We start from the raw sequence: 20,993 nt of genomic DNA, 5'->3' as shown, positions 1-20,993 counted from the left end.
CGAACGAATGAAAGACGACATGAATCTCATGGCGGAAGCCATGGCCGGCGGCCAGACGACACCTGATGTCAGCATCGTCGGCGCCCAGGGCCAGACCGGCAACGCCGGGCAGAACGGCCAGACCGGCAACGGCGGGGTCGACGGGCGCAACGCCAATTGCAACTGGAAGACCGGATGCAGCAGCGGCTCTTCCGGCACCAATGGCGCCGATGGCGGCGACGGGTCGGGTGGCATCGAAGGCGGCGAAGGCGGCGATGCCACCGACGCCAAGATCTATATCGGCGAGCTTTCCGGCACGATCTTTGTCGCCGGACGCGGTGGCAATGGCGGCAACGGCGGCAATGGCGGCAACGGTGGCAACGGCGGCAACGGCGGCACCGGCGGCAACGGCGACAAGGACGGCGCCTACAGCCATGACGGCTACAACGGCGGCAACGGTGGCAATGGCGGCAACGGCGGCAGCGGCGGCAAGGGCGGCGACGGCGGCAACGGCAGCCGGGTGACCCTGTCTTACGGCAAGCTCGACAGCGGCGCCAACATCGTGCCGATCACCGAGCCGAGCAACCCCGGCAATGGCGGCAGCGGCGGCGTCGGCGGTGCCGGCGGTCAGGGCGGCAAGGGCGGCTCGCGCGGCGGCGGCAACGGCACGCCGGGCGCGACCGGCAAGGCCGGCGATCACGGCGCCGACGGCGACAGCGGTGGCACGCCCAGCGTCATCACCGTCAACGCCGGTCCTCCCCCGAGCTGATGCCAGCCACAATGGCGGCGCCGCTGGCCAGGGTCCGGCGGCGCACCCTCCGACTGTGCGAGACGGCGCGGCGGCTGACCCCTGCCGCGCAGCGCGCCCGCACGGATGAATGCCTGGCGGCAGTGCTCGGCACGGAGCGGCTTGATGCCGAAGACGCCTTCGGGCGCTCGGCGCTGAATTCGGACGGAACCCCCTTGCAACTCTGCCTGACGGCCAGACCCGGTGGCCAGGCCCTGCGCTATCTCGGCGATCCCTGCGCGCATCTTTCGGGCGCCGCGCGGATCGACGCCGCGCGCCAGGCGATGGGCACCGCGATGCGGACGGCCGGCGCCGCGGGTCTTCGACCTTCGGCCGAAGCGCTGCTGGCGCGGGTCTTGCCGCAAGACCGCGCCGCGCAGGACACCTTTCGCGACGGTGCGCTCTGGCTCGGCCTTGCCGCCGAACGGCCGGGGCTGGCACTTTATGTCGAGGCCGCGAGGGCAGACTGGGACATCGCCGGCGCCTGGCTGGCGGACCTGCTGCCCGACGCCGGACCGGCGCATCAGGCGATCGCCGGGCTCAGGCCGCATTGCGCGCCCGCCTCTTTTGGGCTCGAAGGGCTCGACGCCGGCAAAGGCCGCGCCAAGATCTATTTCCGCCTGACCGCGCCGCAGGATGTGCACGCCCTCGGCCTCGCGCCGCTGGCCAGCCCGGAGATGCTGGATGTCCTTGCCATCGCCATGGCCGGGCGGGGGGTCGATCTCGACGGGCTGGTGATGAGCATGGGCTTCGATCTCGCCACCGGCGCGCTGGTCGATTGCAAGGCCGATCTCTGTGGTCATTGCCTCGATCACACGCCGGAGGACTGGCAGCGGATCGTCACCGCCTGCTGCGCCCGGCTCGAGATCCCGCCGGTGGATGTCGCCCCGCTCCTCGATGGCGGCGAGACGCGGATTGCCTTTCTGGGCTGTGGCGTCTCCGCCGAGCGCGCGGCGCGACTCAACCTCTATCTTCAGCCCAGCCCCGACGCCCGCCCCAATGCGCCCGAGAGCCTGCGCGCCGCGGCGGAGGATGCGGTGGCCTATCTGCTGGCGCAGCAACGGGAGGATGGCCATTGGCAGGATTACGAGCTGCCGGTGGGCGCCAGCGATCAGTGGATCACCGGCTATCTCGGCATGAGCCTCGCCGAGGCCGCAGACCGCCTGCATCTGCCCGCGGCGCGCGCCGCCGCCGAACGTGCCGCCGACTGGCTGTGCCGCGACCGGCCCTATGCGGCCGGATGGGGCTACAATGCCAGCACCGGGCCCGACAGCGACAGCACCGCCATGGTCCTGACCCTGCTGCACCGGCTCGACCGGCCCTGCGCCGAGGCCGATACCGGGTTTCTCGCGGCGCGCTGGCCCGAGGGCGCGTCGGGGATCAGCACCTATGACGGCAGCGACGCCTGGGCCCAGGCGCATTGGGACGTCACGCCCTACGCCTATGCCGCCTTGCCGGCCGCCGCCCGGGCCGCGCGCGCAGACGGCTTTCGCCGGGGTCTTGCCGACAATCTTCAGCCCGACGGCACCTGGCGGGCCTATTGGTGGCGCAGCCCGCTTTATGGCACGCTGCTCACCCGCGAGGTGCTCGATGCGCTTGGCGAGCCCCTGCCCGAAGCGCTGCCCCGGCGGCTCAGCCTCGGCGCCGAAACGACGCTCGATCTCGCATGCGCGGTGGGCGTCGCCCATCTGCACGGCACCGAGGCCGAGGATCTGGCGGGGGCGCTGGCCGCGCTTCTTCGGCGGCAGTTGCCCGACGGCGGCTTTCCCGGCGGCGCCGATCTGCGGGTGACCGATCAGGCCTGCACCGCCCCCTGGGACGCGCCCGACGGCCAGTATTTCACCGACATCGCCGGCAGTTTCACCACCGCCACGGCGCTGCGCGTGCTGGCGCGGCTCTGGCAGGATCGGGCCGGCGCGGCCGCCAGTGCCGGGGTGGCGGCATGAGCGCCCCCCGCCCGCCGATGCTGATCTACAGCCGGAGCTGCCGGCTCTGCCTGCGGCTGGCGCGACTGGCGCGGGCGCTGTCGCTGGGCCAGCTCGAACTGCGCGCCGCCGAAGACCTGCCCGAGCTGCCGGCGGAGTGGCGGGGCCAGCCCGTGCTCTGCCTGCCTGACGGCCGCAGCCGCATCGGCGCCGAGGCGGTGATCCGCGCCCTGCCCGGCGCGGTCTGCGGCGCGCTTGTGACCCGAAGCCGCGGCAAGGCCCGGCACCCTCAGACATGACCCGACCGACAATCAAGGAGACCGCCATGACCCGTCCGCGCTGCGCCCTCAGGGACCCGCATTCCGAAGACCTGCTGCGCCGCGACGGCTATGTCGTGCTGCCGCTCCTGACCGAAGGCGACCTTGCCGCCCTGCGCGCGGTCTATGACCGCGTGGCCCAGGCGCATGACGATGGCTTCATGGCTTCGGTACTGCATGGCGATCTGGCGATGCGGGCCGGCGTGCATTCGGCGCTGGCCGAGATCTGGCGGGCGCGCGTGCTGCCGGTGCTCGAAGAATTCCGCATCATCGTCGGCTCGGTCGCCGCCAAGGCGGCCAACAGCGACAGCTCCAGCGTCGGGCTGCACCAGGATCTGAGCTTTGTCGACGAAAACCGCCCCGGCCATCTCGCCCTGTCGATCTGGGCGCCCTTGCAGGACGTCACCCCGGAAAACGGCTGCCTGAGCCTCGCCCCCGGGTCGCATCTGCTCAATTCCAACTGGCGCGAGCCTTCCGGCCTGCCCTACCGCGAGTTGATCCCGGTGATCGAGGGCGAATTCATGCAGGCGCTGCCCATGCGCGCGGGCGAGGTGCTGTTGATGGACAGCCGCACCTTTCACGGCTCGCCGCCCAACTTTTCCGACCGGCCGCGCGTGGTGGCCGCCGGCGTGGCAATCCCGGCGGAAAGCCCGTTGTTCTATGTGCACCGCGACCATGGCGACAATCCCGATCAGGTCGAGGTCTGGCAGGTGCCCGAGGATTTCTATCGCCAGCACACCATCGGCATGCGCCCGGCCGAGGGCCGCCACCTGGCGACCCTCGCCGGCGATCCCGAGCCGCTTGACGAGGCCCGCCTGCGCCGCGCGCTGCGCCCGGTCGCGGCCCACGCCTGAGCCATATCCCATCGTGAGACGGAGCCGCCCATGACCCGCCAATCCCCTGCCGAAACCAGCCCCGACAAGGCCAATGTGCCGGCCATCCGCTCTTTCGAGTTCAACGACGCGGCGGTGGGCGACATCAAGACCAGCGTCAACCAGTTCCGCGGCACGCTCTCGCTGCCGATCGATTTCCTGACACTCGAGGGGCGCAAGGGCCTCGATCTGAAGGTCTCGGCGCTCTATTCCTCGAATATCGCCCGCGATGTCGAGACCTGGAACCTCGATGCGCCCACCGGCATTCTCGGTCTTGGCTGGCAGATGCCGGTCGAGCGCATCGTGGTGGAGACCTCGGGCAATGGCAGCCCGGCGTCTGACCGGCATTTCCTGATCGCCGGCGGCAGCGCCAACCCGATGATCTGCACCGGCACCGACACCGCCGGGCGGCAGAGCTATCAGCTCAGGCAGTTCCAGTTCTGGCAGATCACCTATGATCCGGCCGACGAAAGCTGGCGCATCGTCAAGGAAGACGGCACCGTGCACAGTTATGGCGGCCGGGGCGCGGCCAACGCGGTGCAATGGGGCGTGCGCTGGGGCAATTTCACCGGCTCCTCCAGCCGCCTCGACGGCCAGGAACGCTATGCCCGCGCCTGGAATCTGGCCCGGATCGAGACCGTGGCGGGCGATGCCGTCAGCTATGAATATCGCGCCACCGAGGTGGCGGTGGGCGACCGCGGCGGCAGGGCCTATACCCAGGCCTCGTATGTCAGTCAGATCACCGACAGCCTCGGCCGGGTGGTGAAATTCGTCTATGGCGAGAAATATGGCGCCGGCAATCCCAGCCCGCAGCAGATCGTCGAATATCAGGCCGCCAACACTGGCAAACCCGCGCCAAACGCCTATCAGGATGTCTACGAAACGCTGTATCTGGAACGGGTCGAGGTGTTCAACGCCCAGGGCCGGCAGATCCACGGGCTGACCTATACCTATGATTTCATCAATCTCGCCGCGACCACCGATCCGGCGCGCGACCTGATGTGGAAACGGGTGCTGACCTCGGTGTTCCAGTGGAGCCCGGAGGGCCGGGTGCTGCCCTCGATGCGCTTTGCCTATGACAATGATACCACGGCGGTGAACCCCGGCGCGCTGATCAAGATCACCTATCCCGGCGGCGCCGAGGCCAGCGTCGGCTACAAGGAACTGGTGCTGGATGCGCCACGGCGCACGACGCTGAAGAACCCGCTGGGCCAGGCGACGCCCGGCGTCTGGCATGGGCCGGATTACGTGCTGACCAGTTTCACCGGCGCCAGCGGCTTCCGGCTTCTGGTCTCGACCTGGAATGGCAGGTGGCAGAGTGTCGATATCACCCCGGCCGCGCTGCGCAATGCCCAGATCGATCCGCAAAGCCTCTGGGCCAGCCCGCAGGAGGGCTATCTGGCGGTCTCTGGCCGCGACACCCAGGGCAACCGTGATGTCCTTTGCCTGTTCCGGCCCGATCCGGCGGTTTTCGGCGCCTGGACGCTAGATGTGCAGGGCGTTCGCTATCTCGACCTGCGCGCGGGCAAGAACGGCAGATCGGTCTATGCCGCCGGCCGCGATTACGTGATCGCGGGCAATCTGGATTTCTCGGCCGGGGTCTATCAGGGCTTTTCCTGGGACTGGCAGCGGCAGGCCTGGTCGGCGCCGCCGATCCGGCCCTCGGGATCGCAGGCCACCGCCAATGGCAATTTCGCCCTCGCCGCCTTTGACACCTATTACGTCGCCGCCACCTGGGACGCCAAGACCCGACGCATCGGCTATGAAACCTTCTACCGCGCCGCCGACCGAAGCTGGCAGCCGGGCGGCAGCTGGCACACCGCCAATGTCGATATTGCCGAAGAGAACGGCCAGCGGCTCTTGGCGGTAGTGGCGCAATCAAGCTATCTTGCCACCACCTATGTCACCAGCACCTCGGTCAGCGCGATCAACTATGCGGTGGCGGTGCATCAGCTTGACGAGCGCTTCGCCGCAATCAACGGCGCCAGCCCGAAAACAATGCAAGAGACGGCAGCGGTCGACAATGGCACCGCGGCCTACAATGTCTTTCAGACCGTGGCCTCGCAGAACTATCTCAACAACAACCTGATCAACCTGCGCAACGAAGGCGGCGACCAGCGCGCCAGCGCCAATGTGAACTGGGTCGAAAAGACATTGACGCTGGCGGCGGGCGAGCGCCCGAATTTCGCCTCGGAGTCCGATGCGACCGCCTTTGTCACGGTCGACGGCGCCCAGCGCACGACGGCGGAAATCCTGCGCTTTGATCCGAACCAGCCAGCCTCGGCCGCCTGGCAGCCACAGCCCAACGTGGTGCAATCGGGCAGCGCGGCGACGGTTTTCGGCAGCTATCTCACCATTGGCGAAACGGTCTATTTCAACCGGACCGACGGCAGTTGGCGGGCCCTGTCGCAACAGCTTACCGGGCTGGAGCCGGAGGCCAGCGTCGCCAACCGCGCGCCAAATTACATCGCCTTTCAGGACAGCGACGACGCCAGCGCCCGCAGCTATATCGTCGCCACCCGCAATGGCGATATCGGTCCGGTGCAGGTGCTTCCGGGCGGGCCGCAGAAGGTGTCGGTGCCGGCCGATGCCGCCGGGCCGGGCAGCAACCTGGCCGGCCTGCGCTTTCTCGTGACCTACCCCTCGGCCGAAGATTTCGACCAGGCCGGATCGCTCACCCTGATCAACCTCGACAATGGCGTGCTCGAGGATTTTGCCCGTGACACGCCGGTGGCCTGGACCGCCATCGCCAACCCCTTCGACCCCGATCAGGGTTTTGTCGAAAGCTTAATCTATGCAAATTCGTCGACCGCCATCGTGTCTTACGACACCCGCACCGGGCTGGCGCAATATCCCGAGGTCTCGGTTGTCACCGGGGTCAAGACCACCGGCAACGATCTGCCGCGCAACCAGCCCGACGGGCGCTCGGAATACTATTATTCCAATGGCGTTTCGCCACAGGACAGCCTGAAATATCCCACCGGCTGGATCCTGAACTATGACCAGACGCTCAACGGGGTCGAACTTGCACGGCGCGATTTCGATGCCCGGGGCGATCTGGTGGCCGAGCAGCTCAATTATTGGCAGGTTTTCACCAAGGGCCCCGGCGGCCGGCAGCTTTTCGGCTCTTATGCCAAGCCGGTCGAAACCCGGACCACGCGCGATGCGGTGACCGTCACCAGCTTTGCCGAATTCGACAGCGAAAGCGGGCTCGAAAGGTCGCGGCGGCAGGATTACCACGACAGCCGGGGCAACCGGAAATGGCTCTCCAAGTCGCTGGTCTTTGCCCACGAGGTGCCGGAGTACAAGGTGGCCTTCGAAGCGCGGCACTACCTTTCGGCCATCGCGCGGATGGATCGGGCGGTCACCGACAATGCCAGCGGCAAGGTCACGGTGATCGAAAGCAAGGCCACGACCTGGAAGGACTGGTCCGCCGGGGCTGCCCCGTCACGGCTGGCCAAAAGCGGGTCCTGGCAATGGAAGGCCGAGGGCAGCACCCCGGATTTCGACTATTCCGGCGGCGCCAATGCCGGCTGGGTGCGCGAAGCCGAGATCCTGTCGCGCAGCGCCAAGAGCCTGCTGATCGAAGAGCAGATCGACGCGCGCGGCGCCGCCTCGTCCTTTGTCTATGACAGCGATAGCCGCTATCTGGTGGCCAGCTTCCCCGGCGCCGCCCGCAGCGCGGGCTGGGCCAGCTATTGGGGGGCCGAACCCTATGAGGCGCCCGATGGCTGGAGCCTGGGCCGCGGCGCCGAGATCGTGCCGCCATCGGCCCAGGGCGAGATCGACGCCCACACCGGCACCCGTGCCATCCGGCTCAACCCCGGCGCGGCCACCGGCACCGAGGCGCTGCGCCGCAACTGGATCGCGCGGGGCAAGGGGCGGATGATCGTCTCGGCCTGGGTCAAGCGGCCCGAGGGCTTCGACACCAGCGCCGGCGCGGCCGAGCTGACCGTTGTCGTCAACGGCACGCTGACGGCGCGCAGCCCCTTCCCCGATCCTTGCGGCGACTGGCTCTATCTTGCCGCCGGTTTCGACCTGACGGCGGATAAATCCGACATCACCGTCAGCCTGACCAATGCCAATACCGAGGCCCCGGTTCTGGTCGACAATCTCTGTATCGCGCCGGGCGATTGCACCTGGTCGGCCACCGGTTTCGACACCCGGCTCTGGCTGCCCGACGCCAAGCTTGAGGCCAATGGCGTGACCTCACGCAGCCGCTACGATCCCTTCGGCCGGGTGGTCCTGCGCACCAATGCGCGCGACGAACTGTCGGAGATTGCCACGCATTACCAGTCGCGCGACGGCCATGAGGGCAGCTTTGACCCCGCCGACCCGAACAGCCAGGCGGTGCTGCGCCCGGCGTCGGGCGGGCGGATGGAGACCTTTACCCGCGGCGGCGCCTGGCGGGCAACCTGGGCCCCGGGTGCCGCCGGCGACTGGCAATCGAGCGGCGGTATGTTGACCAATGCCGGCGCCACGGGCCCGGCGACGCTGACCGCCGCCACCGCCGATCCGGCGCGCGGCTTTGCCCTTGGCGCGCAACTCCGGCCGGTGACGACGCCGGTCGGGGCGCTGGGGATCAGCGTCGGAACCAGCGTCAAGCTCGACTGGAACCCCGCCACCGGGCTCTGGAACCTGACCGGCCCCGGCACCGCCAAGGCGCGCAGCGGCGAACCCCTGACCGGCCATGACCGGGTGATGACGCTTGCGCTGCCCGAAGAGGCCCGGGCCAGCCTGCGCAGCGGCGCCCCCGCCACCGTCCCGCCGCAGATCGTCACCGCCTTTGCCCGGCGCGGCCTGCACCTGCCCCGCGATGCGCGGGTGGCCCGGCATCCCGAAACCGGCGTGCAGGAGATCCATCCGCCCGGCGCCGACTATCGCTATGTGCTCACCCCGCTGGACGACGCGGAGGAGGCAAAGGTCGCGGTGCATCGGGTGGGCGGGGTCTGGCAGCTGCTGGTTCACAAGCGCAGCCTCGTCTTTCGCATCGACGGCAAGGTGATCTTCAGCGAGGTCTTCGACAACGCCATCACCGGCGCGCTGACCCTGCATTTCGACAGCCAGGTCGAGATCTCCGACCTCGCGTTGGGCCATGCGCCGGCAGCGGCCGTGAACTACACCGACACCACCGGCATTCCGCTGCAACAGCAGGGGCTCGAACACGAGCGGATGACCGTGAGCCAGTTTCTCGCCGACAGCCAGGGCCGGCTCGCCGTCAAGGCCAAGCCGGCCTGGATCGCGGCCTCGGACAAGACCCCGCTGCTGGCCTATACGCCGGACATGGCCAGGCTCGACTGGACCAGCGGCCAGATGACCGGCCGTGTCGCCGAGGCCTATCCCGACGACGGCGGTTTTCCCTATGCCCGCGAGGTCTTCGAGGCCTCGCCCCTGGGGCGCACCGTGGCCTCCGGCCTGCCCGGCGCCGATTTTGCCATCGGCGCGCATGACAGTCGCATCGCCTATGGCGCCAACGATGGCAGCCATGGCCTTCCGATCGCCGGCTACCTGCGCGAGACGGTGACCGACCCCAACGGCAATGTGACCACCACGATCTCGACCACCTTGGGCCAGGTGGTGGTGCAATCGGCCGAGCGGACCAAGGGGCAGCTGATCACCAGCTTCGTGATCTACGACGATGCCGGCAATCCGGTCGAACGGCGCCAGCCCAACTACTTCGATCCGCCCGCCGACAGCCTGCCCGAGGATTGGGTGATCGCCCAGAGCTTCGATTTCGCCGGCCGGCCGCTGACCAAGACCATCGGCCGCACCGGCAGCAGCCAGTTCGTCTATTCCGATGCCGGTGATCTTCGCTTCATGGAAGACCCCGAGGGCGCCGCCGGCGGCACCTATCTCTACTGGACCTATGATCGGCTGGGCCGACCACTGGAGAACGGCTATCTGACCGGCAGTTTCGATCGCAAGACCCTGACCGCCAAGGCCACCGAGGCCCCCGGCTGGCCCGCCACGCCCGACACCTGGCGCAAGCGCCAGCATTGGGACGGCACCGATCTGGCGGCCAATGCCATCGGCCGGCTTGCGCAGGTCGAGACCAGCCAGAGCGACGAAGGCACATCGGCGAGCCGCGACAGCTATCGCTACGATCTGTTTGGCAACACCGTGCAGATCCGTCAGGCGGTGACCGGGGTCAGCGGCGACCGGCAGACCGATTATGCCTTTGACGCCCAGGGATCGCCGCTGGCGGTGCAATATCCGCGCGACATCGACGGCACGCGCTGGCGGTTGAGCTATCGGTACGATGCGCTGGGCCGGGTCAGCACGATCTCGCAGGGCGAGACCGGCAACGAGGAACTGATCCGCTATGCTTATCGCGCCGATGGCCGCCCCGAGGCGGAGCAGCGCCCCGGCGACGGCAGCACGCCCAGTGACCGCGAGTATGCCTACAACCCGCCGCTCTGGCCGACGCGGCTGCATGACAGCACCGCCACGGCGGCGCTGTTCACCGAAGAGCTGAGCTATACCGCCGGCGGCTACAAGGGGGCGGGTTACTACGACGGGGTCATCGCCAAGGCCGGGTATCCGGCGGCGGGCGGCGCCCCGGCGCATGACTTTGCCTATGCCTACAATGGCCTGGGCGAGATCGAGACGGCGGATTGCGCCGCCGAGCCGGAATGGAGCCTCGGCACCGACGGCCCGGTGCGCTACGACGCCAACGGCAATATGCGCGCCGCCAATCTCGGCACGCGCGAGATCGCGTTCACCTATGTCGCCCAGACCCAGCGGCTCAAGACCCTGCGCGACGTGACCGGGGGCGGCGACGTCGAGGTGGCGCGCTATACCTACACAAAGAACGGCGCGGCCAAGACGTCAAAGACCGTCGGCACCCCGTTCGAGAACGGCCGCGAGATCGCCTTTGACCACGATCCCGGCATTTCGCGGCCGGTGGCGGCGCGGGTCGCGGGCGGCGATGACGTGACCTATCGCTATGGCGCGACCGGGCGGCGGGTGCTCAAGACCGTGCCGCGCGACAATGGCGCGGTGGAGCAGACCGTCTATGCCTATGGCGCCGACAACGTGCCGCTTTATGAACAGGCGCCGCGCGACGAGATGCTTTATGGTTTCGGACCGCAGGGACTTGCCCTGCTGCGCCACAACGGCAAGGTCTACTACATCCTGCGCGACCATCTCGGCTCGGTCCGCCGGTTGCTCGATGACAAGAACGCGGTGGTGGCCGATTTCGACTATCTGCCCTATGGCACCGTCTCGCGCAGTTCCGGCCCGGCGCTGAACGCCACCAACCTGCGCTTTACCGGCCATCGCTTCGATGCCGATCTCGGGCTTTATGACACGCCGGCGCGCTTTTACGGCGCCCAGATCGGCCGGTTCCTCGATACCGATCCGATGAGCCAGTTCAATTCGCCCTACACCTATGCCGCCAACAACCCGGTGCTTTATGTCGACCCGGACGGCCGGTTCTCGATCGGCAGCCTGTTCTCGGCGATTGCCGGGGTGATCATCGGCGCGGTCGAGATTCTGATCGGCGTGGCAATCGATGTGGTGGCGGGGGTTCTCGAGGTGGTGACCGGCGGGCTGGCGACGCCGGCGGCGGTGGCGCTGGCCGCGGCCGCGGGGTTCTTTTATGGCGCCGGCGCCAGTTCGATCATCTATTCGGTGCTCAACGTCCAGAGCTTTGACTGGAAGGAATACGGCATCTCGATGGGCGTCGGCGCGGTGGCCGGGGCAATATCCTTCGGCTTTGGCGCGCTGGGCACCGCGGCGGCGACCAGCGCCGGGGCCACGGCGACGGTTCAGGCCGCCAGCAAGGCGACGCAGACCGTCGTCGAATATGGCATCAAGGCGGGGTTCGGCGCGGTTGGCGGCGCCGTGAGCGGTGCGGTTTCGACCTCGCTCAACGACGTGGCGCATAATGTCACGCCGGGGTTCGACGTGGTCAGCGGCTCGCTCTGGGGTGCGGTCTCGACCGCGATCACCGCCGGCACGGCGGGGCCGGCCTACAAGGCGGGGTTCAAGGAGTTCGGCAAGCGCGTGCTGATCAACACCGCCAAGAAAGAGGCCATCGGCATCTCGGTCAGCGTGACCAGGAACGCGGTCAACGGCGACCCGCTCGACAAGGGGCTGGTGAACACCGCGGTAAGCGGCGCCGTCTGGGGCTCGATTGGGGCGGTCGGTGCCAAGAGCGCCGGCAAGGAAACCACCGAGGACGCCTTTGCCGCCATCGGAGCCATGGCCGTGATCTGACCCCGGCGCCCTCTGCCGCCGCTGTCCGGCAACAGCGCGGCAAGCGGGCCCCGGGGAACGGGAGAACAGGCCTTGGCCTTTCCCTGCCGCAGGGTCTAGGAGAGGGCGGACGTCAGATGACAAAGGCCGCAGCCCCCGATGACCCGACCGACACCGCCCCGACCGGCCTTTGCCGAATATATCGCGCTGGTTGCGCTGCTGATCTCGATCGGCGCGCTCGGCACCGACATCATGCTGCCCGCGCTCGAGGCGATCAGCGCCGATCTCGGCGCGCCCAAGCTCACCGACGGGCATTACATCGTCAGCGCCTTCTTCCTCGGCATGGCCGGTGGCCAGCTCATCGTCGGGCCGCTGGCCGACAGTTTCGGGCGCAAGCCGGTGATCTATGCCGGCTACGGCGTCTTTGTGCTCGGCTGCCTGGTCTCGGCCTTCACCGAGAGCTGGGCGATCATGCTGGCGGGGCGGGTGCTTCAGGGCTTCGGCGCCGCCGCGCCGCGCATCGTCACTGTCGCCATGGTGCGCGACGAATACGAAGGCCGGGCGATGGCGCGGATCATGTCGATCGTCATGGCCGCCTTCATCATCGTGCCGGTTGTCGCCCCGGCGCTGGGCCAGGGCCTGATCCTGCTGGGCGGCTGGCGGTCGACCTTTGCCGGGCTGGTGGTGTTGGCGCTGGCGGTCGTGGGCTGGTTTGCCCTGCGGCAGAGAGAGACCCTGGCCCCCGAGGACAAGCGGGCGTTTCGGCTGGGCGATATCGCCGCCGGCCTGCGCGAGATCCTGCGGACCCGGGTGGCGCTGGGCTATACGCTGACCGCCGGGCTGATGTACGGCATGTTCGTCGGCTACCTCGGCGCCGCGCAGCAGATCTTTCAGGGTGTCTTCGGCGTCGGAGAGCTCTTTGCCGCCTATTTCGCCCTCGCCTCCACCGCGCTCGGGGCGGCGGCGATCGTCAATGCCTCGCTGGTGATGCGGCTCGGGATGCGCCGGCTCACCGGGCTGGCGCTGGTGGCGCTGACTGGCCTCTCCTTTGGCTTCTGGGCGCTTCTGCCGCTTTATGGCGGTCAGCCCCCGATGCTACTGTTTATCCTCTGGCAGCTTTCGGTGTTTTTCTGCGTCGGCATTACCTTCGGCAATCTCAACGCGCTGGCGCTGGAACCGTTGGGCCATATGGCGGGCCTCGGCGCGGCCTTTGTCGGCTCGCTCGCCACCTTTCTGTCGCTGCCCCTGGCAGCGGCGATCAGCGCCCGCATCAATGGCACGGTGACCCCGCTGATCGCCGGCTTTGCCGTGCTCGGGCTCGCCGCCTGCTGCGTCATGTACTGGACGAACCGCGGCCGCCCGGACTGAGCCCTTGCCGTCGCGAACTTGGGGTTCCTGAGCCGCTTGGCAAGGGTCTTGCACCCCTCGGATCACCGCGCCAAAATTCCGCAAGGTCACCCGCCGCCCCGCCCAAAAGTGATCGCCCCGCCGCGGCGCAGAGTGGACAGCACGCGGGTGGCGCACTACTCTCTGTTCGGCTGTTCGCGACTGGTTATGGACAGCCAGATCGCGGGGCAGCGGGAAGTTGGAACGAAACGACATGGTGCAGACCGAAGAGCGGCCCGAGAAAGCGACGGGCAACGCGCTTTATGCCTGTCCGGTCTGCGACACGCTCTACAACGAGCCGGAGGTGCCCGAAAACTCCATCGCGCTCTGTCACCGCTGCGGCCATGTGATCGCCGCACCGCGCTCGGACGCCTTTGCCCGGGTGCTGGCGCTGGCGATGACCTCGGCCGTGCTGATGACCGCCGCGATCTTCTTTCCCTTCATCGATCTTCAGGCCGGCGGCATCCACAACCGCACCTCGATTCTGGATGCGATTCAGGTGTTTTCCTCGGGGCTGATGGTGCCGCTGGCGGTGGTGGTGGCGCTCTTGATCGTGCTGATCCCCTTCCTCCGGCTGCTGGCGATCATCTACACGCTGCTGCCGCTGATGCGCGACCGGAAGCCTTACGCCCATGCCAAGGCGGCCTTTCGACTGGCCGAACGGCTGCGACCCTGGTCCATGGCCGAGATCTTCATCGTCGGCGTCGCGGTGGCGCTGGTCAAGGTCGGCGGGCTTGCGACGCTCAACCTCGGCCCCGCCTTCTGGGCCATGTCAGGCTTTGTGGTGGTTACCGTTCTGCAAGACACCAGCATGTGCCGCCACACGATCTGGAATTCGCTCGAGGCCACCGATCAATGACAACCGCACGACAAGCCGGGCTGGTGGCCTGCGTCACCTGCGGGCGGGTCGACCGCCGGGGCGCCGAGGAATGCGCCCGCTGCGGCGACACCCTGCCCCATCATAGCCGCCGCTCGCTTCAGACGGTCTGGGCCTGGCTCTTTGCCGGGATCGTCGTCTACATCCCGGCCAATACCTATCCGATGCTGCGCACCTCGACCCTGCTCGACAAATCCGAAAGCACCATCATCGGCGGCGCAATCGAGCTGCTGCACTACGGCTCTTACGGCGTGGCTTTTATCGTGTTCTTCGCCAGCATCGTGATTCCGATCGGCAAGTTCATCGCCATCGGATATCTCGCGCTCAGCCTGCGCCGGGCGCGGCCGGACCGTGTACATCAGCGCCACCTGCTATATGAGGTGGTCGAATTCATCGGCCGCTGGTCGATGATCGACGTTTTCGTGGTGGCGATCCTCTCGGCTCTTGTCCAGCTGGGCTCGGTCGCTACCATCAACCCCGGAATTGCCGCCGTGAGCTTTCTGCTGTCGGTCGCGTTTACAATGCTGGCGGCCCAGAGCTTTGACCCGAAGCTGATCTGGGATGCCGATGAGGAGCCGCAATGACCGAGCCAAAAGCAGCCGACCCGGTGGTGCGCCGCGCCCGTGGCCCGCGCTTTTCGGTGGTCTGGCTGGTGCCGATTCTCGCGCTCGCGGTCTCGCTTGGCATCGCCTATCAGACCTATGCCGAACGTGGTGTGCTGATCGAGATCGCCTTTGACAGCGCCTCCGGCATTGCCGCCGAAAAGACCGAGCTGCGCTATCGCGACGTGACCGTCGGGCTGGTCGAGGATGTGCGCTTTTCCGACGATCTGGGCGAAGTCATCGCGGCGGTGCGGATCGACCACAATCTCGCGCCCTATCTCGACGAGAACGCGGAGTTCTGGGTGGTGCGCCCCGAGATCTCGGCCCAGGGGATCACCGGCCTCAACACCGTCCTGTCCGGCGTCTACATCGTCGGTCAGTGGGACAGCACCGCTGGCGCCGCCCGCACCCGATTTGACGGGCTGGAAAACGCCCCGATCAACAATCCCGACGAAGACGGCACCCGCGTGCGGCTGAGCGCCCGCGACAGCAATTCGATCATCGCCGGCGCGCCGATCCTCTACAAGGGCATCCCGGTCGGTACCGTCGAGGCGCCCGATCTGGCCGAAGGCGGTGAGCAGGTGATCATCACCGGCTTTGTCCGCGCCCCCTATGACGAGATCATCACCAGCGACACGCGGTTCTGGAATATCTCCGGGGTCTCGGTCTCGCTCGACACCTCCGGCGTCTCGCTGAATTTCTCCTCGCTGGCCTCGCTGGTGCAGGGCGGGATCAGTTTCGACACTTTCGTCCCCGGTGGCGACGCGGTGGCCGATGGCACCGAATTCCCGCTTTATGCCGACGAAAGCGCCGCGCGCTCGAGCCTGCTCAACGATCCCACCGCCGAGCGGCTGCGGGCGCTGGCGGTGTTCGATGGCACCGTGGGCGGGCTGGCCGAAGGCGCGACGGTGCGCTTTCGCGGCGTGCCGGTGGGCGAAGTCGACAATGTGGCAATGGTCGCCGGCGAACGTGACGGCCGCAAGGTCGTGCGGATGCGCGCAATGCTGGCGATCATCCCGTCCCGCCTCGGCCTGTCGAACGAGGACGGCGTCGAGGAAGCGCTGGACCTTCTGAGCGTCTATGTCGAAGAGGGGCTGCGCGTGCGGCTGGCCACCGCCAGCCTGCTGTCCAGCGATCTGGTGGTCGACCTGATCGAGCTGCCGATCGACGAAGAGGGGGAAGCCGAGATCGTGATGACCGAGATGGGCATTCCGCAACTGCCCACCATCGAGGCCGAGGTCAGCGATCTGAACGCCACCGCCGAAGGCGTGTTTCAGCGAATCAACAACCTGCCGATCGAAGAGGTCCTGGCCTCGGTGCAGGGGCTGATCGACAATGCTTCGGCGCTGGTCGCTTCTGACGACATCCGCGCCGTGGCGCCGGGCATCAATGCCACGCTTGCCGACCTGCGCGCGCTTCAGCCCGAGGTTACATCGACGCTGGAAGAATTCCGCACCATCACGCCGGAGCTGACCGATACGCTCGACGAGGCCACGGCGACGCTGGAAGAGATCCGCCTGATCGTTGCCGGCCTGCGCGAAAGCGGCGCGACCGAGAACGTCAACAACGTCTTTGCCTCCGCCGCCAACGCCGCCGATGCAGTCGAGGCCGCCGCCGGCGAACTGCCCAAGCTGACCGCACGGCTGACGACGCTTGCCACCCGCACCGAGAAAGTGATCGAATCCTACGGCGACAATTCAAGGCTGATCAACGGCGCGCTCTCCACCCTGCGCGACGTGAGCGAAGCCGCCGACGCCCTGCGCAGCCTGGCGCGCACCATTCAGCGCAACCCGAATTCCCTGATTATAGGTCGATGACATGACAGCCGCGAAATTCCTTTCCGCCCTGGCGCTGGCCGCCCTGACCGCCTGTGCCGACACCGAACCGCAATACCTGCTCGAGCCCGCGCCGTCGAAACTGCGGGTGAACTCGGTGGTGCGAACGGTGCTGGTGCGCACGGTGTCTCTGCCGACCTATGCCGCCGATCAGAAAATCGCGGTTCAGGGAGAAGGCGGCGAGGTTCTGGCCAGCGATTTCGGACTCTGGGCGGATGAGCCCGAGCGCGCCACAACGCTGATCATCTCGCGCAATCTCAACACCATGACCTCTGCCCGGGTGGCGCCCGAGCCCTGGCCCCTGCCCGAACCGCCCAAGGGCGTGATCGATATCCGCATCGAAACCTTCATCGCCACCCAAACCGATACCTTCCGGATGTCGGGGCAGTATTTCATGGGCTCCGAGACGCCGGATCCGATCGAGAATTTCGACGACCCCGACGCGCCGCCCAAGATCGTCCCGGCCCCGCTTTCCGACAAGGCACGGGTGTTCGACATCATTGTAGCCCTGCCGGTCAAGACCGCCGCCGCCATCGCCGCGGCACAGGCAACGGCGCTGACCACCCTCTCCGAACAGATCGCTCGGGACATGGCGTCGCGATGAACCGCCAGGCGAGCCCCCCTGTCAAGGCGGGCTGGGAATGCGCTTTTCGGGCGGGACGGGCTTTGGTTTCGGAGCGGGGTTCGAGCCTGCGGCTGTTGGCGGCTGGACTCGTCCGTTGGTCGGGGGGAAGGTCAGGGGCCTCTCCGGCCATACCAGGAAGTACAGTCCTGAGAGGGCTGGTCTGTTTTGGCGGTATATTTTTGTGTGTAGATTTGGTTGCGGGGAGAGGATTTGAACCTCTGACCTTCAGGTTATGAGCCTGACGAGCTACCGGGCTGCTCCACCCCGCGACACTTTTGTTGGCCTGCTGCCTTGCGGTTGCTTGAGGCCGGTGCGGCCTCGCGCCTGACGGCTGTTTGAGGCCTGGGTGTTTCATCGTTTTGAGAGATACGTATTATCGGGGCTTATCAGGTTTGGCGATGACCTACTCTCCCACGTCTTGAGACGCAGTACCATTGGCGCGACGGCACTTAACGGCCGGGTTCGGGATGGGACCGGGTGTTTTGCTCGTGCTGTGATCACCAAACCGGGAAAGCCCCGGTATTTTGCGCTACCGCCTATTCGGCTACTTGAGCGCGTTATGCGTTCAAGGCCGTAAGACAGAGGCAAATTCCAAGTCAAGTTACTGATATATGTGTGTGTAGTTTGCTTTGATCGTGACCAGTTTGACAAATCTGTCTGTTACTGGATCAAATCAAGCCTATCGGACCATTAGTACCGGTCAACTGAATGCATTACTGCACTTACATCTCCGGCCTATCGACGTGGTGGTCTACCACGGTCCTCAGGGATACCTTGTTTTGAGGGGGGCTTCCCGCTTAGATGCCTTCAGCGGTTATCCTGTCCGATCATAGCTACCCTGCACTGCTGCTGGCGCAACAACAGGTCCACCAGTGGATCGTTCACCCCGGTCCTCTCGTACTAGGGGCAACTCCTCTCAAGTATCCTACACCCACGGCAGATAGGGACCGAACTGTCTCACGACGTTCTAAACCCAGCTCACGTACCTCTTTAAACGGCGAACAGCCGTACCCTTGGGACCTGCTCCAGCCCCAGGATGAGATGAGCCGACATCGAGGTGCCAAACACTGCCGTCGATATGGACTCTTGGGCAGTATCAGCCTGTTATCCCCGGCGTACCTTTTATCCGTTGAGCGATGGCCCTTCCACTCGGGACCACCGGATCACTATGACCGACTTTCGTCTCTGCTCGTCTTGTCAGACTTGCAGTCAGGCTGGCTTCTGCCATTGCACTCAACGACCGATTTCCGACCGGTCTGAGCCAACCATCGCGCGCCTCCGTTACTCTTTAGGAGGCGACCGCCCCAGTCAAACTACCCGCCACGCAGGGTCCCGGATCCGGATAACGGACCGCGGTTAGACATCAAGAATGCAAAGGGTGGTATCTCAAGGGAGGCTCCACGCAAACTGGCGTTCGCGCTTCAAAGCCCACCACCTATCCTGCACATTGCAGTCCTGATGCCAGTGCGAAGCTGTAGTAAAGGTGCACGGGGTCTTTCCGTCTAACCGCGGGAAGCCTGCATCTTGACAGGCAATTCAATTTCGCTGAGTCGATGTTGGAGACAGCGGGGAAGTCGTTACGCCATTCGTGCAGGTCGGAACTTACCCGACAAGGAATTTCGCTACCTTAGGACCGTTATAGTTACGGCCGCCGTTTACCTGGGCTTCAATTCAAGGCTCTCACCTCTCCTTTTAACCTTCAGGCACCGGGCAGGCGTCAGACCCTATACGTCGTCTTGCGACTTCGCAGAGCCCTGTGTTTTTAGTAAACAGTCGCCACCCCCTGGTTTGTGCCCCCAGCCCCTAGTTGCCTAGGAACCGGGCCTCCTTCTCGCGAACTTACGGAGGTATTTTGCCGAGTTCCTTCAACATCGTTCTCTCAAGCGCCTTGGTATTCTCTACCAGTCCACCTGTGTCGGTTTAGGGTACGGTCTGATGGAGGGCTATTTCCAGGGACCAATAAGCAGCCCATTCAATCCGATAAGAATGAACTACCCTCTTGATCCGTCACATCCTCCTGGCCCACGAATATTAACGTGGTTCCCATCGGCTACGCATTTCTGCCTCGCCTTAGGGGCCGGCTTACCCTGCTCAGATTAGCTTTAAGCAGGAACCCTTGGACTTTCGGCGAGAGTGTCTCTCACACTCTTTGTCGCTACTCATGTCATCATTCTCGCTAGTGATCTCTCCACCGGATCGCTCACGCGCCGGCTTCACAGAAAGAACCCGTTCCTCCAAGGCGATCCGAGGATCGCTAAAGAGGAGAGGTCCTATGTCACACTACGCTCTGCTACCATGCCTTACGGCATCCTAAGCTTCGGCTCATGGCTTGAGCCCCGTTACATCTTCGCCGCAGGACAACTTGTTTAGACCAGTGAGCTGTTACGCTATCTTTAAAGGATGGCTGCTTCTAAGCCAACCTCCTGGTTGTTTTGGTCGTCCCACCTGCTTTCCCACTTAGCCATGAATTGGGGGCCTTAGCTGTAGGTCAGGGTTGTTTCCCTCTCCACTACGGACGTTAGCATCCGCAGTGTGTCTGCCATCTAGTACTCCCGGGTATTCGGAGTTTGGTTAGGATCAGTAAGCCTGTGGGGCCCCATTACCCATCCAGTGCTCTACCCCCCGGGGTATTCGGATGACGCTCTACCTAAATAGATTTCGCAGAGAACCAGCTATCTCCGAGTTTGATTGGCCTTTCACCCCTAGGCACAACTCATCCCGACCTTTTTCAACAGGTGTGGGTTCGGACCTCCAGTAAGTGTTACCTTACCTTCATCCTGGTCATGCCTAGATCACTCGGTTTCGGGTCTAATGCATCTAACTCAGTCGCCCTATTAAGACTCGCTTTCGCTGCGCCTACACCTAACGGCTTAAGCTTGCTAGATACACTAAGTCGATGACCCATTATACAAAAGGTACGCCGTCACAAGACTGGACACTAATAATAATCTCGATGCTACCGCGTCGGAATGGACACCCGCAGGTGCACCGTCTCGACACCGGGGTTCTCGTCGTAAATCCCCGCGTTCGACCGATGGTCGAAGCCGAGACCGAACCGCCATCCCCGGCGGTTTTCCCAGCCGGCCTCGATGCCCGAGCGGAACACGATGGGCCCGCCCAGATCAAGACCGTCACCGGCCCGGTAAAGGCCGGTCATCGCATGCAGCTCGGCATAGAACGGGGTCGATCCGAAGCTCTGCCGGTAGGTCTGGCCGAAGCCGACCCAAGCCTCACCCTTGTCGCCGATGCTGAGCCCCACAGCCTGGCCGAACGGCCCGATGCGGTGTCCCAGATCGTAGCGCAGGTAAGCCTCGCCACCCGTCTCTGCCCGGCGTTCAAGAACCTGCCCGCCCGAGATCGCAACGCGGGGCGCTGTCTCGGTCCGGCCGACGCAGCCCGTCTCCGTGCCGCAATAGTTCAATCCCATATCCGCCAGCCCTGCGACCAGCATGAGAATTGCAAAGGTTCCGTCTGCCATCTTCGTCTCCCGATTTCCGGGATCAGAGGTGCATCAGATTGTCATTAGAGTCCAGTCAAGCTCCGACTGATTGTAGGCGTTCGGTTTCAGGTACTGTTTCACTCCCCTCGT

10 protein-coding genes, 1 tRNA gene and 2 rRNA genes (1 of these 13 running past the window's edge) are annotated in these 20,993 nt (G+C 65.7%); 10 read left to right on the top strand and 3 right to left on the bottom strand.

The window, feature by feature from the left end; genetic code table 11:
- The first annotated feature begins 7 nt into the window (after positions 1-7).
- The 10 genes from AC0J5K_RS02215 to AC0J5K_RS02170 all read left to right on the top strand — a co-directional run bounded on the left by AC0J5K_RS02215 (position 8) and on the right by AC0J5K_RS02170 (position 17,383).
- Positions 8-748, top strand: coding sequence for a hypothetical protein (locus AC0J5K_RS02215; protein ID WP_274566207.1), 741 nt, complete (start codon positions 8-10; stop codon positions 746-748).
- Positions 748-2,712, top strand: coding sequence for a prenyltransferase/squalene oxidase repeat-containing protein (locus AC0J5K_RS02210; RefSeq protein WP_274566208.1), 1,965 nt, complete (start codon positions 748-750; stop codon positions 2,710-2,712). Before AC0J5K_RS02215 ends, AC0J5K_RS02210 begins: the two co-directional genes overlap by 1 nt.
- Positions 2,709-2,990: a hypothetical protein gene (locus AC0J5K_RS02205; RefSeq protein WP_274566209.1), complete on the top strand. Its 282-nt coding sequence runs from the start codon at positions 2,709-2,711 to the stop codon at positions 2,988-2,990. Before AC0J5K_RS02210 ends, AC0J5K_RS02205 begins: the two co-directional genes overlap by 4 nt.
- A 26-nt stretch (positions 2,991-3,016) precedes the next feature.
- Positions 3,017-3,862 (top strand): phytanoyl-CoA dioxygenase family protein, encoded by an 846-nt coding sequence (locus tag AC0J5K_RS02200; RefSeq protein ID WP_274566210.1) that lies wholly within the window; start codon positions 3,017-3,019, stop codon positions 3,860-3,862.
- Between the two features lie 30 nt (positions 3,863-3,892).
- A complete protein-coding gene (locus AC0J5K_RS02195; protein ID WP_274566211.1) occupies positions 3,893-12,100 on the top strand; it encodes an RHS repeat-associated core domain-containing protein in 8,208 nt (2,735 codons plus the stop codon).
- 138 nt (positions 12,101-12,238) lie between these two features.
- Positions 12,239-13,447, top strand: a complete 1,209-nt coding sequence (locus AC0J5K_RS02190) for a multidrug effflux MFS transporter (protein ID WP_074834191.1) — start codon at positions 12,239-12,241, stop codon at positions 13,445-13,447.
- Between the two features lie 217 nt (positions 13,448-13,664).
- Positions 13,665-14,324 carry a paraquat-inducible protein A gene (locus AC0J5K_RS02185; protein WP_420398616.1) on the top strand — a complete coding sequence of 220 codons (660 nt, stop codon included), beginning with the start codon at positions 13,665-13,667 and terminating at the stop codon, positions 14,322-14,324.
- Complete coding sequence (locus AC0J5K_RS02180) at positions 14,321-14,926, top strand: paraquat-inducible protein A (protein ID WP_274566213.1); 606 nt, start codon at positions 14,321-14,323, stop codon at positions 14,924-14,926. The genes AC0J5K_RS02185 and AC0J5K_RS02180 overlap by 4 nt, the downstream gene beginning before the upstream one ends.
- A complete protein-coding gene (locus AC0J5K_RS02175; protein WP_274566214.1) occupies positions 14,923-16,761 on the top strand; it encodes a PqiB family protein in 1,839 nt (612 codons plus the stop codon). Before AC0J5K_RS02180 ends, AC0J5K_RS02175 begins: the two co-directional genes overlap by 4 nt.
- Before the next feature lies 1 nt (position 16,762).
- Positions 16,763-17,383, top strand: a complete 621-nt coding sequence (locus AC0J5K_RS02170) for an ABC-type transport auxiliary lipoprotein family protein (RefSeq protein ID WP_274566215.1) — start codon at positions 16,763-16,765, stop codon at positions 17,381-17,383.
- 213 nt (positions 17,384-17,596) lie between these two features.
- Here the strand turns inward: AC0J5K_RS02170 and AC0J5K_RS02165 are convergent.
- The 3 genes from AC0J5K_RS02165 to AC0J5K_RS02155 all read right to left on the bottom strand — a co-directional run.
- Positions 17,597-17,673 (bottom strand) — tRNA-Met (locus AC0J5K_RS02165).
- A 121-nt stretch (positions 17,674-17,794) separates the two neighbouring features.
- Positions 17,795-17,909: ribosomal RNA gene (gene rrf, locus AC0J5K_RS02160) — 5S ribosomal RNA — on the bottom strand.
- Between the two features lie 164 nt (positions 17,910-18,073).
- Positions 18,074-20,993 (bottom strand): 23S ribosomal RNA (locus tag AC0J5K_RS02155) (it continues 508 nt past the right edge of the window).

The organism is Marinovum sp. E3 (assembly GCF_055755275.1).
This window is presented reverse-complemented; position numbering and strand designations above follow the sequence as displayed.